The 14079-nt window shown below is 70.7% G+C and carries 11 protein-coding genes and 1 pseudogene; all 12 read right to left on the bottom strand.

The window, feature by feature from the left end; all coding sequences use genetic code 11:
• Positions 1-16: 16 nt before the first annotated feature.
• Positions 17-343 carry a nitrite reductase small subunit NirD gene (nirD, locus tag PKO50_RS19640; RefSeq protein WP_089391941.1) on the bottom strand — a complete coding sequence of 109 codons (327 nt, stop codon included), beginning with the start codon at positions 341-343 and terminating at the stop codon, positions 17-19.
• A 19-nt stretch (positions 344-362) separates the two neighbouring features.
• Positions 363-2813 (bottom strand): nitrite reductase large subunit NirB, encoded by a 2451-nt coding sequence (gene nirB, locus PKO50_RS19635; RefSeq protein WP_275626980.1) that lies wholly within the window; start codon positions 2811-2813, stop codon positions 363-365.
• A gap of 254 nt (positions 2814-3067) precedes the next feature.
• Positions 3068-4741: a bifunctional protein-serine/threonine kinase/phosphatase gene (locus PKO50_RS19630; RefSeq protein ID WP_275626979.1), complete on the bottom strand. Its 1674-nt coding sequence runs from the start codon at positions 4739-4741 to the stop codon at positions 3068-3070.
• Positions 4742-5018: 277 nt separating this feature from the next.
• Positions 5019-6230 (bottom strand): nitrate/nitrite transporter, encoded by a 1212-nt coding sequence (locus PKO50_RS19625; RefSeq protein WP_109934314.1) that lies wholly within the window; start codon positions 6228-6230, stop codon positions 5019-5021.
• Positions 6231-6552: 322 nt separating this feature from the next.
• Positions 6553-6999, bottom strand: a complete 447-nt coding sequence (locus PKO50_RS19620) for a thioesterase family protein (protein WP_109934313.1) — start codon at positions 6997-6999, stop codon at positions 6553-6555.
• A gap of 82 nt (positions 7000-7081) precedes the next feature.
• On the bottom strand, positions 7082-7774 hold the full coding sequence (locus PKO50_RS19615) for a polysaccharide lyase family 7 protein (RefSeq protein WP_089391936.1): 693 nt from the start codon (positions 7772-7774) through the stop codon (positions 7082-7084).
• Between the two features lie 222 nt (positions 7775-7996).
• Positions 7997-8572, bottom strand: a complete 576-nt coding sequence (locus PKO50_RS19610; protein WP_275626978.1) for an ANTAR domain-containing protein — start codon at positions 8570-8572, stop codon at positions 7997-7999.
• 13 nt (positions 8573-8585) lie between these two features.
• A complete protein-coding gene (locus tag PKO50_RS19605) occupies positions 8586-9782 on the bottom strand; it encodes a CmpA/NrtA family ABC transporter substrate-binding protein (protein WP_275626977.1) in 1197 nt (398 codons plus the stop codon).
• Between the two features lie 311 nt (positions 9783-10093).
• Positions 10094-10666 carry a DUF4824 family protein gene (locus PKO50_RS19600; protein WP_275626976.1) on the bottom strand — a complete coding sequence of 191 codons (573 nt, stop codon included), beginning with the start codon at positions 10664-10666 and terminating at the stop codon, positions 10094-10096.
• Between the two features lie 83 nt (positions 10667-10749).
• Positions 10750-10917: pseudogene (locus PKO50_RS19595) on the bottom strand (DUF4824 family protein); the annotation flags it as partial.
• On the bottom strand, positions 10917-11990 hold the full coding sequence (locus PKO50_RS19590; protein ID WP_275626975.1) for a DUF2157 domain-containing protein: 1074 nt from the start codon (positions 11988-11990) through the stop codon (positions 10917-10919). The gene PKO50_RS19590 and the pseudogene PKO50_RS19595, both read right to left, overlap by 1 nt.
• A gap of 200 nt (positions 11991-12190) precedes the next feature.
• Positions 12191-13999, bottom strand: coding sequence for an allophanate hydrolase (gene atzF / locus PKO50_RS19585; protein ID WP_109934309.1), 1809 nt, complete (start codon positions 13997-13999; stop codon positions 12191-12193).
• Between the last annotated feature and the right edge of the window lie 80 nt (positions 14000-14079).

The raw sequence follows: 14079 nt of genomic DNA, 5'->3' as shown, positions 1-14079 counted from the left end.
CCGTGTCGCGGCCGCTTCAGGCGCAGGCGGCCAGGTCTTTCAGGGCCAGCAGTACGCGGCCGTTCTCCACCTTCACCGGGTGGCGGTGGGCGCAGCCGACGTCGGGGGCCACGGCGTTGCCGCTGTCCAGCTCGATCTGCCAGTTGTGCAGCGGGCAGGCCACCCGCTTGCCGAAGATCAGGCCCTGGGACAGCGGCCCGCCCTTGTGCGGGCAGCGGTCGTCGAGGGCGAAGACCTCGTCGTCGGCGGTGCGGAACAGGGCGATGTCGCCGCGGGGGCCGGCGATCACGCGCGAGCCCAGCGGCTGGATGTCTTCCAGGGCGCAGATGTCTTGCCAGTTCATGCTGTTCTCCCGAGGGCGGTCAGGCCGTTTCCAGTTGCTTGAGCGCGATGCGCTCGAATTCCTTCTTCAGCTGCGGCTGCTCGATGCGCTGCTGCCAGGGGTCCTGTTCCAGCGACAGGGCGTACTGCAGGCGGGCGTTGAGCGCCTTGCGGTTCTCGGCGTCCTCCAGCACGGCCTTCCTGATGTGCTCCATGCCCACGCGCTGCAGGTAGTGCACGGTGCGCTCCAGGTAGAAGGCTTCCTCGCGGTACAACTGGAGGAAGGCGCCGCTGTACTCGCGGACCTCGTCGGCGCTCTTGAGCTTGACGAAGAACTCCGCCACCTCGGTCTTGATGCCGCCGTTGCCGCCGATGTACAGCTCCCAGCCGGAGTCCACGCCGATGATGCCGATGTCCTTGATGCCGGCCTCGGCGCAGTTGCGCGGGCAGCCGGAGACGGCGAGCTTGACCTTGTGCGGCGACCACATGTTGAACAGGTCGTGCTCCAGGTCGATGCCCAGCTGGGTGGAGTTCTGCGTGCCGAAGCGGCAGAACTCGCTGCCCACGCAGGTCTTCACGGTGCGGATGGACTTGCCGTAGGCGTGCCCGGAGGGCATGTCGAGGTCCTTCCAGATCGCCGGCAGGTCTTCCTTCCTCACCCCCAGCAGGTCGATGCGCTGGCCGCCGGTGACCTTGACCATGGGCACCTGGTACTTGTCGGCGACGTCGGCGATGCGCCGCAGCTCGGCCGGGTTGGTCACGCCGCCCCACATGCGCGGCACCACCGAGTAGGTGCCGTCCTTCTGGATGTTGGCGTGGGCGCGCTCGTTGATCAGGCGCGACTGCGGATCGTCCTTCGCCTCGCCCGGCCAGGTGGAAATCAGGTAGTAGTTCAGCGCCGGGCGGCAGGTGGCGCAGCCGTTGGGCGTGCTCCAGTCCATGAAGCGCATGGCCTCGGCCATGGAGGTCAGGTGGTGCTCGCGGATGGCCTTGCGCACCTGGCCGTGGTTGAGTTCGCTGCAGCCGCAGATGGCCTTCTCGCTCTTGGGCTTGACGTCCGCCGCGCCGCCCACGGTGCTGATCAGGATCTGTTCCACCAGCCCGGCGCAGGAGCCGCAGCTGCTGGCCGCCTTGGTGTGCTTCTTCACCTCGTCGACGCTGAATAGGCCGTTCTCCTGGATGGCCTTGACTATGGTGCCCTTGCAGACGCCGTTGCAGCCGCACACCTCGGCGCTGTCGGGCATGCTCGCGGCGCTGCTCTGGCCCTGGTGGCCGGCGTCGCCCAGGCTGCTCTCGCCGAACATCAGGTGGTCGCGGACCTGCGCCACGTTGTGGTTCTCGCGGATCTGCCGGAAGTACCAGCCGCCGTCGGCGGTGTCGCCGTACAGGCAGGCGCCGACCAGCACGTCGTCCTTGATCACCAGCTTCTTGTAGACGCCGCCGATGGGGTCGGAGAGGGTGATGGTCTCGGTGCCTTCGCCACCCATGAAGTCGCCGGCGGAGAACAGGTCGATGCCGGTGACCTTGAGCTTGGTGGAGACCACCGAGCCCTTGTAGCTGGCGAAGCCGAACTGGGCCAGGTGGTTGGCGCAGACCTTGGCCTGCTCGAACAGCGGCGCCACCAGGCCGTAGGCGATGCCGCGGTGGCTGGCGCATTCGCCGATGGCGTAGATGCGCGGGTCGTAGGTCTGCAGGGTGTCGTTGACCAGGATGCCGCGGTTGCAGGGGATGCCGGCGCTTTCCGCCAGCTCGGTGTTGGGGCGGATGCCGGCGGCCATCACCACCAGGTCGGCGGCCACCACGTCGCCGTCCTTGAACTGCACGGCGCAGACGCGGCCGTCGCCGTTGTCCACCAGCTCGTCGGTGACGGTGTTCAGGCGGAAGCGGATGCCGCGCGCCTCCAGGGCCGACTGCAGCAGCTTGCCGGCGGTGCGGTCGAGCTGGCGTTCCAGCAGCCAGTCGGACAGGTGCACCACGGTGACTTCCATGCCGCGCTGCTTGAGACCGTTGGCCGCCTCCAGGCCGAGCAGGCCGCCGCCGATGACCACGGCGTGGCTGTGGGTTTTCGCCGTCTCGATCATCGCCTGGGTGTCGGCGATGTCGCGATAGCCGATCACGCCCTCCAGGCGGTTGCCCGGTACCGGCAGGATGAAGGGGTTGGAGCCGGTGGCGATCACCAGGCGGTCGTACTCGGCCTCGCTGCCGTCGGCGGCGAAGACCTTGCGCAGGCGGCGGTCGATCTTCACCACCTTGCGGTCGAGCAGCAGGCGGATGCCGTTGTCGGCGTACCAGTTGAGGTCGTTGAGGACGATGTCCTCGAAGGTCTGCTCCCCGGCCAGCACCGGCGAGAGCAGGATGCGGTTGTAGTTGGGGTGGGGCTCGGCGCCGAACACGGTGATCTCGTAGAGGTCCGGCGCGATCTTCAGCAGTTCCTCGAGGGTGCGGATACCGGCCATGCCGTTGCCGATCAGGACGAGCTTGAGCTTCTTCATGGGAGTGGCTCCAGGAATCGCGGAAAACAAAAAAGGCGTCCCGCCGGTTGCCCGGCGAGGACGCCTTTGTCCAAGTCCCGATCGATCGGGAAGTGCGAGCCTCTTCGTTGAGGGACGCGCTTTTGTAGATTGTTGCCAGTGCCGTTGCAGGTGTCGTGCCAGGTTAGCGGGGGCCGGAATTCCTGGGGGTTCCAGGCTGCGGCGGGGGTTTCCTGCACCGCGATGAGGCGCAGGCGGCTCGAACTGGTGCGTGCTCAGGGACGGTGCAGCAGCCACGCCAGCAACAGCAGGTTGAGCAGCAGCGAGGCCAGCGCCAGGCCGCGCCAGAAGCCCAGCGGGTTGCGCGCCAGCAGGGCGCGCGGGCACTGGCCGAGGCCGGCCTGGCGCTCCCCCTGTTCCAGCGCCAGCAGGGCTTCCTCGGCGGTCTCGAAGCGCTGCGCCGGGTCGGCGGCCACGGCACGCAGCAGCCAGGCGTCGAGCCAGGCCGGCAGGTCGGGACGGTAGCGGCTGGCCGGCGTGGGGGTGGCGAAGCGCGGGTGCTGGAAGGCCTCGATCTCGCCGTAGGGGTAGCGCTCGCAGAGCAGCCGGTAGAGCGTCACGCCGGCGGCGTAGAGGTCCTGGCACGGCGCCGGGGCCACGCCCTGGAAGCTTTCCGGGGCCAGGTAGGAGGGCGTGCCGGGCAGCTGGTGGGTCTCGTCGCCGGACAGGCCCGGACAGTAGGCCAGGCCGAAGTCCAGCAGGCGCAGCTCGCCGTCCTCGCCCAGGTGCAGGTTCTCCGGCTTGATGTCGCGGTGCAGGATGTTGCGCCGGTGCAGTTGGCCCAGGGCGCGCAGCAGGCGCGGCGCCAGGCACAGCCATTCGGCCAGCGGCAGGTGCCCCTGGCCCAGGCGCTCGGCCAGGGTCTGCCCGGGGTACTCGCGCATCAGGTAGTACAGGTGCTGGCGCTGCGGCAGGCCGTGCAGCTCGGGGAAGTGGCGGCCCTGCACGCGGCGCAGGAACCATTCCTCCAGCAGCAGCGCCTGGCTGGCCCGCGGGTCGTCGTGCAGCGCCGGCGGCAGCGTCTTCAGCAGCCAGGGGCGCTGCTGGGCGTCGCGCACCCGGTAGATCAGCGACTGCCGCGACTGCGCCAGGCGGCCCTCGACCTGCCAGCCCTCGAACGCCTGGCCGGCGCGCAGTTCCGGCGGCAGCGGCCAGTGCTCCAGTTGCGCCAGGGTGTCGCCCAGGCCGCTGGCGGGCAGGGCGTCGACGCGCACCAGCAGGGCGCTGGCGTTGTCCTGGCTGCCGGCCAGGTGCGCGGCCTTGACCAGGGCCTCGGCGGCGCCGCGCGGCTCGCGGGCGTCGCCGAGGATGCGGCGGATGCCGGTGTCGCCCAGGGTGGCCCAGACGCCGTCGCTGGCCAGCAGGAAGCTCTCGCCGCCGCGCAGCTCGCCGTCGCGGTAGTCCACCACCAGGTGCTGGTCCAGGCCCAGGGCGCGCTTGAGCACGTGCTGCATGCCCGGCTGCTCCCAGACGTGGTCCGCGGTCAGGCATTCCAGCGCGCCGTCGCGCCAGCGGTACAGCCGGCAGTCGCCGACGTGGGCGAGGGTGAAGCGCCGCCCGCGCAGCACCAGCGCGGTGAGGGTGGTGAGCAGCGGCTGGCCGCCGCCGTTGGCCTGCAGCCAGCGGTTCTGCGACAGCAGCAGGCGGTCCAGGGCCTGGGCGACGGCCCAGGTCTCCGGGGTGGCGTAGTAGTCGTTGGCCAGCGCCTGCACGGTCAGGCGCGCGGCCAGGCCGCCATCGGCGCACTGGCTGACGCCGTCGGCGAGGGCGAACAGGTGGCCCTTGCTGGCGGCCAGGTCGGCCGGCGGCGTCACCACCCGCAGGGCGTCCTGGTTCTCCGCCCGCGGGCCGGTGGCGCTGGCCTGGGCGATGGTCAGTTGCAAGGTCATGGGGGGTGCGTGCTCTTCGTAGGAGCGAGCTTGCTCGCGAAGGGGGTTGGGCTGCGGTGAATCAGGTTGACTCCGAGCCCTCACCCCAGCCCTCTCCCAGAGGGAGAGGGGGCCGTTCGGAGTGGCCTGGGGGATCGGCATCATCCTTTCACCTCGTCATTCCCGGTCCGCCGTTTTCAACGACGGCGAATCGCGGACGGAGTCCGCTCCTACGGTTCCAGGAAGCACGGTCGTAGGAGCGGACTCCGTCCGCGATTGGATTCACCGGCCGCGCCTGTCACACCCGCGCCGCAGTCACCGCAGCGCTACCCCAGGTGGTGCGCCAGCGCCGCTTGACGCCGTGCAGGCCGAACCAGGCCAGCACGCCGAGGGCGGCGAACAGCCACAGGCCCAGCTGGTAGTCGCCGCTGGCCTGCTTGACGGCGCCCAGGCCGGCGGTCAGGCAGAAGCCGCCGATGCCGCCGGCCATGCCGATCAGCCCGGTCATCACCCCGATGCTCTGGCGGAAGCGCTGCGGCACCAGCTGGAACACCGCGCCGTTGCCGGCGCCCAGGCTGAGCATGGCGGCGACGAAGAGGGCCAGGGCGGCCACCGCGCTGGGCAGGTGGAAGCCGACCGCGGCGATGCATACCGAGGCCACCGTGTACATCGCCAGCAGGCTGCGGATGCCGCCGATGCGGTCGGCCAGGGCGCCGCCCAGCGGGCGCATCAGGCTGCCGGCGAAGACGCAGGCGGCGGTGTAGTAGCCGGCGGTGACCGGGTCCAGGCCGTACTGGTCGTGGAAGTAGCCGGGCAGGGTGGCGGCCAGGCCGAGGAAGCCGCCGAAGGTCACGCTGTAGAAGAACATGAACCACCAGCTGTCGCGGTCGCCCAGGGCCTTGAGGTAGTCGCCCAGGGCCTTGGGCGCGGGGCGCTCGGGGGCGTTGCGGGCGAGCAGGGCGAACACCACCAGGGTCAGCAGCAGCGGGATCAGGGCGAAGCCGAAGACGTTCTGCCAGCCGAAGGCGGCGGCCAGCAGCGGGGCGAACAGCGCGGCGAACACGGTGCCGGAGTTGCCCGCGCCGGCGATGCCCATGGCCTTGCCCTGGTGCTGCGGCGGGTACCACTGCGAGGCCAGCGGCAGGGCCACGGCGAAGGAGGCGCCGGCCATGCCCAGCAGCACGCCCAGCAGCAGCGCCTGCTCCAGGTTGTGGATGCCCAGGCTCCAGGCCCCGGCGAGGCTGGCGATGACGATCACCTGGCCGAACAGGCCGGCGCGCTTGGGCGACCAGCGGTCGGCCAGCAGGCCCATGACGAAGCGCAGCAGGGCGCCGGAGAGGATCGGCGTTGCGACCATCAGGGCGCGCTGCTGGGTGGTCAGCTGCAGGTCGGCGGCGATCTGCACGGCCAGCGGGCCGAGCAGGTACCAGACCATGAAGCTCAGGTCGAAGTAGAGGAAGGCGGCGAACAGCGTCGGCGCGTGGCCGGCTTTCCAGAAGCTGGTGTTCATGGGGGTACCTCGTCAGCAACGGTAGAGGGGGTCGTGGCGCCGCCATCAGCGGCGGTCGCGCGTCTCGTTCAGGTCCCGCACACCCCTGCGCCGGGGTGAAACGAAAAAGGCGTCGCTCCGCGCACTACCCCGGGGGCAGGTGCGGATGCGACGCCTTTGTCGTGTGAATGGGGGATCGCCGTTGATCGCCACCGCAGGGGCTCCAGCAAGGGCCGGGCCAACCGCGCAAGTGGCGTGGAATCGGGTACCTGGCCGGCCGCCCGGCGCGCGGGCGAACCAGAAGGGGGCGCCGGGGCGGGCCCGGTGCCCGCCGATGGGGCGCTCAGTCCACCCGGTTGACCGCCGGGAAGGCCGTGCGCATGGCTTCGGGCATGGGCACCACCTTGCGCTGGCGGTAGTCGAAGAACACGAAGCCGGACTTGGCCATGGCCACCAGGGTGCCGTCGGCCGGGCGGCTGATGCGGAAGATGATGTCGCCGCCATACCTGTTGAAGTCCATCACGCCCACCTCGAACAGCAGGCGGTCGCGGGCATGGGCCTCGGCGCGGTAGGTGGTGGCCAGGTCGGTGACGATGATGCCGATGCCGTCCGCGCCGACGCCCTCGCTGATGCCGAAGTCGAACAGGAAGCGGGCGCGGGCCTCGGAGATCATCGAGATCATGGAGTCGTTGCCCAGGTGGCGGGCGCCGTTGATGTCGGTGACGCGGACGGTCAGCTGGGTCTGGTAGCAGAACAGTTCCTCGGGGAACTGCAGGTCGAGGCGGGCCATGGGTACCTTGCGCGAAGCGGTGGAAGAAGGCGCCGATTCTAGGCCCTGGCGGCCCGCCCGGGCATCCTGCCCGCGGGTGATTTCAGCGGTGGGCGATGTTGATGTGGTAGAAGGTCACCCGCGCGCCCTCGTCGCTGGGGCCGTAGTTGTCGGCGATGTAGGCGCCGGCCTTGAAGTACAGCAGCTGCTTCGACCAGGTGCTGCTGAGCGCCTTGCTGTAGTAGTTCTCCGCGCCGTCGGCGCTACGCGCGCGGATGCCCAGGTTGCCCGAGGAGGTGACGCGCAGGCTGTAGGTGATGCGCTCGCCCAGCTGCACGCCGTTGAGCAGGGGCACGTTGACCACGGCGGAATCGTCGGGGTGGTTGCGCACCAGGGCCTCGATGCGGCCGCTTTCCTGGCCGGGGATGTAGTGGTACTGCAGCTTGACCAGCGGCTCGCCGTCGTTGCTGTAGGGCGACTTGCTGTGGATCTGGCCGATGATCACCTTGTTCTTCGACGGCACCTGCTCCACCGCCAGGGTGGCGCGCAGCTCGTTGTCGGCGGCGCGGTAGTACCAGTTGTAGATGGAGCCGTCGGGCAGCGTCTCGCGCAGTTCGCTGCGCGGGAAGACGCTGTCGGAGGTGTGCGAGCCGGTGACCGGCACCCAGAAGCTCATGCGCGCGCTGTTGCGGGTGAAGAAGTGGCTCTGGTAGCCGCGGGCGATCTGCTGGGTGGTGACCTCGGTGGGCCTGGGGTCGGTGGGAACGCTGAGGTTCCAGGTACTGATGTCGAGCATGGGGTGCCTCTTTCGGGCCGGCGCGCCGGCGCTGACGGATGGGCGTCCGGGTGCCTGGCCGCGCACGCCCACTGCGGGCTTCCGCGTAGGCGGCGGAAGCGGATGCTGGCTCCGCCGGTGGGGCGGGGCGGCAGCAGCATAGGCCGCTTCGCTCGCGGGCTGGGCCAGCAGCGGCGCTGGCGCGGTGATCGCGCGGTGCCGCCGCTGGCCACTGGCCGCGTGTCAGTGCCCCAACATTTCGTGCATCGCGATGATCTGCTCGGCCACCTGCACCAGCTTCTGCTGGCGGCTCATGGCCTGGCGGCGCATCAGGGTATAGGCCTCTTCCTCGGGGCAGCCCTTCATCTTCATCAGCAGCCCCTTGGCCAGCTCGATGCGCTTGCGTTCGGCCAGCTGCTGCTCGCGGGCCTGCAACTGGGCGCGCAGGGCCTGGTCGCTCTCGAAGCGGGCCATGGCCACTTCGAGGATCGGCTGCAGGCGCGCGGCCTGGATGCCTTCGACGATGTAGGCGCTGACCCCGGAGCGGATGGCCTGGCGCATCACCTGGGGGTCGTGCTCGTCGGTGAACAGGACGATGGGCCGGGGCTGGTCGCGGCTCACCAGCACCACCTGCTCCAGCACGTCGCGGCCGGGCGAGGCGCTGTCGATGAGGATGACGTCCGGGTGCAGGGCCTGGACCCGCGCCGGCAGGTCGACGCTCAGGCCGGACTCGTCGAGCACCTCGAAACCGGCCTCGACCAGGGCGGCGTGCAGGCGCCCGACCTTGCTCGCGGTGTCGTTGATCAGCAGGATGCGCATCTTCGCAGCTCCCTCAGGCGTCGTTCAGGGCGTGCAGGGCGAAGCCGCGGGCGTAGCCGGCCGGATCCTCGCCGTTCCAGGGCTTGCCGTCGATCAGCGTCGAGCTGCGCAGGCCGCGCTCGTCCACGTCGATGCCCAGGGCCCGGGCGGCCTCGCGGTACAGCGCCTGCTGCTGCACCTGCGCGGCGACGGCCTGGTAGTCCGGCTCCCCGCGCAGCAGGCCCCAGCGGCGGAACTGGGTGATGAACCAGAGGCCATCGGACAGCCAGGGCTGGTTGGCCCGCCCGGCGTCGTGGAAGCGCAGCGGGTGGGCGTCCTTCCAGGCGTGGCCGAGGCCGTCCTGGTAGTGGCCGAGCAGGCGTGGCTCGATGCTCGCCAGGGGCGCGTCGAGGTAGTCGCTGCCGCTGATCAGCTGGGCGGTGCCGCGCAGGTTCTCTTCGCTGGCCTCGATGAAGCGGCTGGCGTCGAGCAGGGCCATGACCAGGGCGCGGGCGGCGTTGGGGCATTCCTCGACGAAGGCGCGGGTGGCGCCCAGAACCTTCTCCGGGTGGTCCGGCCAGATGGACTGGCTGGTGGCGACGGTGAAGCCCATGCCTTCGTCGATGGCCAGGGCGCCCCAGGGCCCGCCGGCGCAGAAGCCGTCGATGCGCCCGGCGCGCAGGTGCTCGACCATCTGCGTGGGGGGCACCACCAGGGTGTCGACGTCGCGCAGCGGGTGGATGCCCAGGCTGGCCAGCCAGTAGTAGAGCCACAGGGCGTGGGTGCCGGTGGGGAAGGTGTGCGCCAGGGTCAGCCGCGCGCCCTGGCCCAGGACCAGCTGGCGCAGGGCATCGGCGCTGGTCACGCCGTCGCGCTGCAGGGCGGCGGAGAGGTTGATCGCCTGGCCGTTCTGGCACAGGCCCATGAGCACCGCCATGTCGGTGGCCGGCACCCCGCCGATGCCCAGTTGCACGCCGTAGACCAGCCCGTACAGGCAATGGGCGGCATCCAGCTGGCCGCCGAGCAGGCCGTCGCGGAGCATGGCCCAGGAGCCCTGGCGGTGCAGGTTGAGCGTCAGCCCGTAGGGCTGGGCGAAGCCCTGGGTGGCCGCGACTATCAGCGAGGCGGCGTCGCTCAGGGCCATGAAGCCCAGGTCGAGCACGCTCTTTTCTGGTGCATCGGAACCGGCGACCCAGGCCAGTGGGTGCAGCTTGGCGGTAATGTCGGTCATCGCTACCTCTGGGCAAAAAGGCGCCGCTTCGCGCCGCGACGGGCGGGCGAAGGGACGCCGGTGTCGGTGGACGGACCCGCCGTTGGGCCGTGCCGGGGAAGCTCTAGCAAGGGGAGTGCCAGGCCATGAAGAAAAGCCCCGCCGGGTGGCGGGGCTGGGAGGAAGGGAGCAGTCCTCGAGACATTACAACTGGCACGGGCTCCGTCGCGGATATCGGCAGGGCCTGTGTTTCACCTTAGCCCGCTGGCGCGGTGGCGCAATGTGCAATAGGTATTAGGCCCAAAGTCCTGCTGGCACCTGGCCAGGCCCACTCAGCGCGCCTGGATCTGCTCGATCCAGGGTTCCAGGCGCTGGCCGAAGGCCACCTCGGCGCCGAAGGGCTGTGGCTGCTCCTGGGCCGCGCGCTGCTCGGCGCGCGGGGCCAGGCCCTCCAGTTCGTCGTGCCAGCGCTGCGGCACGTTGAGCGCGCGCACGCCCTCGGTGCTGGCGCTGCCGCCCAGGGCCCAGGCGCGGTTGCGGTACAGCGAGATGGGCCGCACCTGGCCGTGGACGATGGCGTAGCGCTGGCGGTCCGGGTAGCGCTGGCGCAGGGCCTGCAGGTCGGTGCCGGCGTCGGCCAGGAACAGCCGGCTGGCGCGCTGTTCCTCGTTGTCCAGGGCGTTGCGCTGGAAGTCGCGTTCGCTCTTCAGGTGCACGTCGTCGGGGCTGGCGGCCAGGCGCTTCTCCGCCTGGGCCAGGCGCTCGCGGGCAAGGCCCAGCTCGCGCTGGTACAGCGGGCCGTCCAGCTCCAGCACCAGCAGGGCGTCGCGGGCCTGCTGGCGGTCGAAGGCCAGGGCGCTGTCGCGGTCGACCTTGCCGGGCACCTGGAAGCCCAGCGCGCGCATGGTCTCCAGGGGATGCGCGGCGCCCAGGCGGCGTTGGCCTCGTCGCCCGGGATGCGCCACAGCAGGCGCAGGCTGACGCCGCTGTTCTCGCGGTGCCAGTCGCTGTTGCGCTGCAGCTCGCGCTCGCCGAGGCTCAGGCGGCTGTCCGGCTCGCCGCTGCGGTTCCAGGCCGCGGCGCCGAGGGCGGCGGCGTTGCTCAGCAGGATCAGGCCCAGGCCCAGCAGCAGGCCGTGGTTGCGGGTGAAGTTCATCACAGGCGTCCTCCCAGCAGGCCGTGGGCGTTGCGCAGGTAGCGCAGGAACAGCAGGATCAGCACCGCCGCCACGCCCAGGGCGAGGAAGAACAGGTACTTGGGCAGCACCTCCCACCACCAGTCGTAGAACTTGGTGAAGAGGAAGATGACGAAGAACGCCAGGCCCGTGTTGACCACCTCCGGCCACTCGCGGTGCGCGCCCAGCCAGATGGCCGCGGCGGCGCAGGCGAAGCCGAGCACCTGGTACAGCCCCTCGACGCGGTGCGGGGCGAAGGGCAGGTAGCTGCCGTTGCCCCAGTTGGCCAGCACCAGCATGGGGACGAACAGCGCCAGCAGGCCGAACACCCGGTACAGCGCGGCGAAGCCGTCGAAGCGGCGCTGCTCGAACGCCAGCGGCACCAGGAACACCAGCACGGCGGCGGGGAAGAAGTTCTCCGGGCGCTCGCCCGCGTCCAGCCAGTAGACGCCGCTCCAGGTGCCGATGCGCGCGGCGATGAAGCCCATCAGGCAGAGCAGCCCGGTGGCCAGCAGCAGGCGCGCGTCGCACAGGTAGGCCAGCAGCAGGGCGTAGGCCGCCCAGGGCAGCAGGGCGCGCTCGGACGGGGTGATGTTGAAGATCTGCCCGAGCATGCTGATGTTCAGCACCAGCGCGGCGAAGGCCAGCATGGCCGCCAGCTTGGCGAAGTAGCCCGAGGCGTCGCGGCGCTGCAGCCAGAAGGTGGCCAGCAGGGTGAGCAGCGAGGCGCCGATGAGGATGGCCACCTGCACGGCTTCGCCGAACAGGCCCCAGAACTGGTAGAAGAGGAAGAACAGGCTGGCCGCCAGGGCCAGCGCGCCGAGGAAGGAGGCGATGCGCATGCCCAGGGACAGGCGGCTGTCCTGGCTGTCGCGGTCGATGTCGAACTGTTCGCGATAGCTGTCCAGCAGGCGCAGGTGGTGCGCCTGCAGGCCCTCGCGCTGGGCCGCGTCCAGGCTCAGCGCGCCTTCCTCGCCCAGGCGCTGCAGCTCGCGGGTGAAGGCGTGGATGTCATTGACCCGCTGCTGGGCGTCGTGATGGCTGAGCGTGGGCATGGAGCACCTCGTAGGAGCAACTGTCTTGCCGACTGCACCGAATCGCTTTTCGTAGGATGGGTTGAGCGAAGCGATACCCATCATCACGGCAGCATGGGTTTCGCAGGCTCAACCCATCCTGCGAGTGCGTTCATCCGGTGGAGTGGGGGCGGTCACTCTTCCACTCTAGCGACTCCCACGGCGGCGCTCCACTGCGGCGCTCAGCCGCGGCTGGCGAGCCAGGCGCGCCAGCCGCCGCAGGCGCTGATGTCCTCGGCGCCGGCCAGGCCCCAGGCGTCGCAGATGAAGCCGGTCTCCCAGCTGCCGTCGGCCAGCTCCACCTTGCCCAGGCCCAGGGGCGCCGGGATGCCGGTGAGGAAGGAGCCCAGCTCGGCGCTGGGCAGCTCCCAGACTTCCACCTCGATGGCCACGCCGCCCTCGGCCACCCGCAGCATGCCCGGGCGCAGCGGCGGGCCGCCGGCCAGGGCATACAGCCTGTAGGCCGGCGCGCTGTGGGTGGCCTGCAGCAGGCGCGCGCCGCGCTGGCGCAACTGCCCGTTGAGCGCCAGGCCGTCCAGGTGCGCGCCGCACACCACCAGGCGTGCGTGGTCGTTGCGCGCCGGGGCCTTGGGCGCCGGGCCGGCCAGGGTGTTGCCACCGACCAGGGGCAGCTCGCTGGCGCGCTGCAAGGCGTCGCCCAGGCCGAGCAGGTACTGGTCGCTGAACACCCGGCCGAACAGCGTCAGGCCCCAGGGCAGGCCGTTGGCCATGAAGGCGCTGGGCAGGGCCAGGGCGGCGTAGTCCAGCAGGTTCATGAAGTTGGTGTAGTAGCCCAGTTCGGCGTTGCGCAGCACCGGCTCGGCGTGCAGCTCGGCGAGGGGCACCGGGCGACCGATGGTGGGGGTGAGCATGCAGTCCAGCTCGGCCATGATCGCGTCGCAATGCGCCTTGAGCTCCTGCAGGCGGTACTGCGCGCGGAACAGTTGCACGGCGCTGGCGCCGGGAGCCTTTTCCAGCACGGCGCGGATCACCGGCAGCACCGCGTTGGGATCGCGCTCGATCAGCTCGCCGGCGACGCTGTAGCGCTCCGCCACCCAGGGGCCTTCGTAGAGCAGGCGGGCGGCTTCGAGGAAGGGCGAGAAGTCGACTTCCAGCGGCGTGCCGCCGATGCCGCGCAGTTGCTCGATGGCCCGGGCGAAGAGCGCCGGGCCTTGCGTGCAGCCGAAGAACTCGAGGTCCTGCGCGCGCGGTACGCCGAAGCGGAAGGGCCTGGGCGTACCGAAGGCGCTGCCGTCGTTCCACGCCGGGTTGGCGCGGCTGTAGGCGTCCCGCGGGTCGTGGCGGGCGGTCAGGGCGAGCAGTTCGCTGGCCTCGGCCGCGGTGGCGGTGAAGTAGCTGATGCAGTCCAGGGTGCGGCAGGCCGGCACCAGGCCGTGGTTGGACAACAGGCCCTTGCTCGGCTTGAGCCCCACCAGGTTGTTCAGCGCCGCCGGCACGCGGCCGGAGCCGGCGGTGTCGGTGCCCAGGGCGAAGCTCGCCACGCCCAGCGCCACGGCCAGCGAGGAACCGGCGCTGGAGCCGCCGGAGGGGTAGTCCGGCAGCACGCTGTTGCGGCATTCGCCGTAGGGTGAGCGGGTGCCGTTGAGGCCGGTGGCGAACTGGTCGAGGTTGGTCTTGCCCAGGGGCACGGCGCCCAGCTCGACCAGGCGCTGCACCAGGCTGGCCGACGCTTCCGGGACGTAGGCGAAGGCCGGGCAGGCGGCGGTGGTGGGGATGCCGGCCAGGTCGATGTTGTCCTTGATGGCGAAGGGGATGCCGTACAGCGGCAGCTCGTCGGGCGAGCGGCCGTCCAGCGCGGCCAGGTAGGGCTCAAGTTCCGCCGGGGTGAGCAGGTGGATGAACAGGTGGTAGTCGGGGTTCAGCGCGGCGGCCCTGTCGCGCAGCTCGGCGATCAGCCGGCGCGGGGTGGCGCGGCCTTCGCGGTAGGCGGCGCGGAGGGTGGCGAGGCGGAGGTCGAAGGTGTGGGGCATGCTCGGGATTCCAGTTCTGGGCCGGCAACCCTCTCCCCGGCCCTCTCCCTGAAGGGAGAGGGGAAAGAGCGGCTCGGCGT

It is taken from the genome of Pseudomonas sp. 273 (assembly GCF_029201425.1).
Lineage (GTDB): Bacteria > Pseudomonadota > Gammaproteobacteria > Pseudomonadales > Pseudomonadaceae > Pseudomonas > Pseudomonas delhiensis.
Note: the sequence above shows the minus strand (reverse complement) of the source record. Positions and strands in the feature narration are given on the sequence as shown.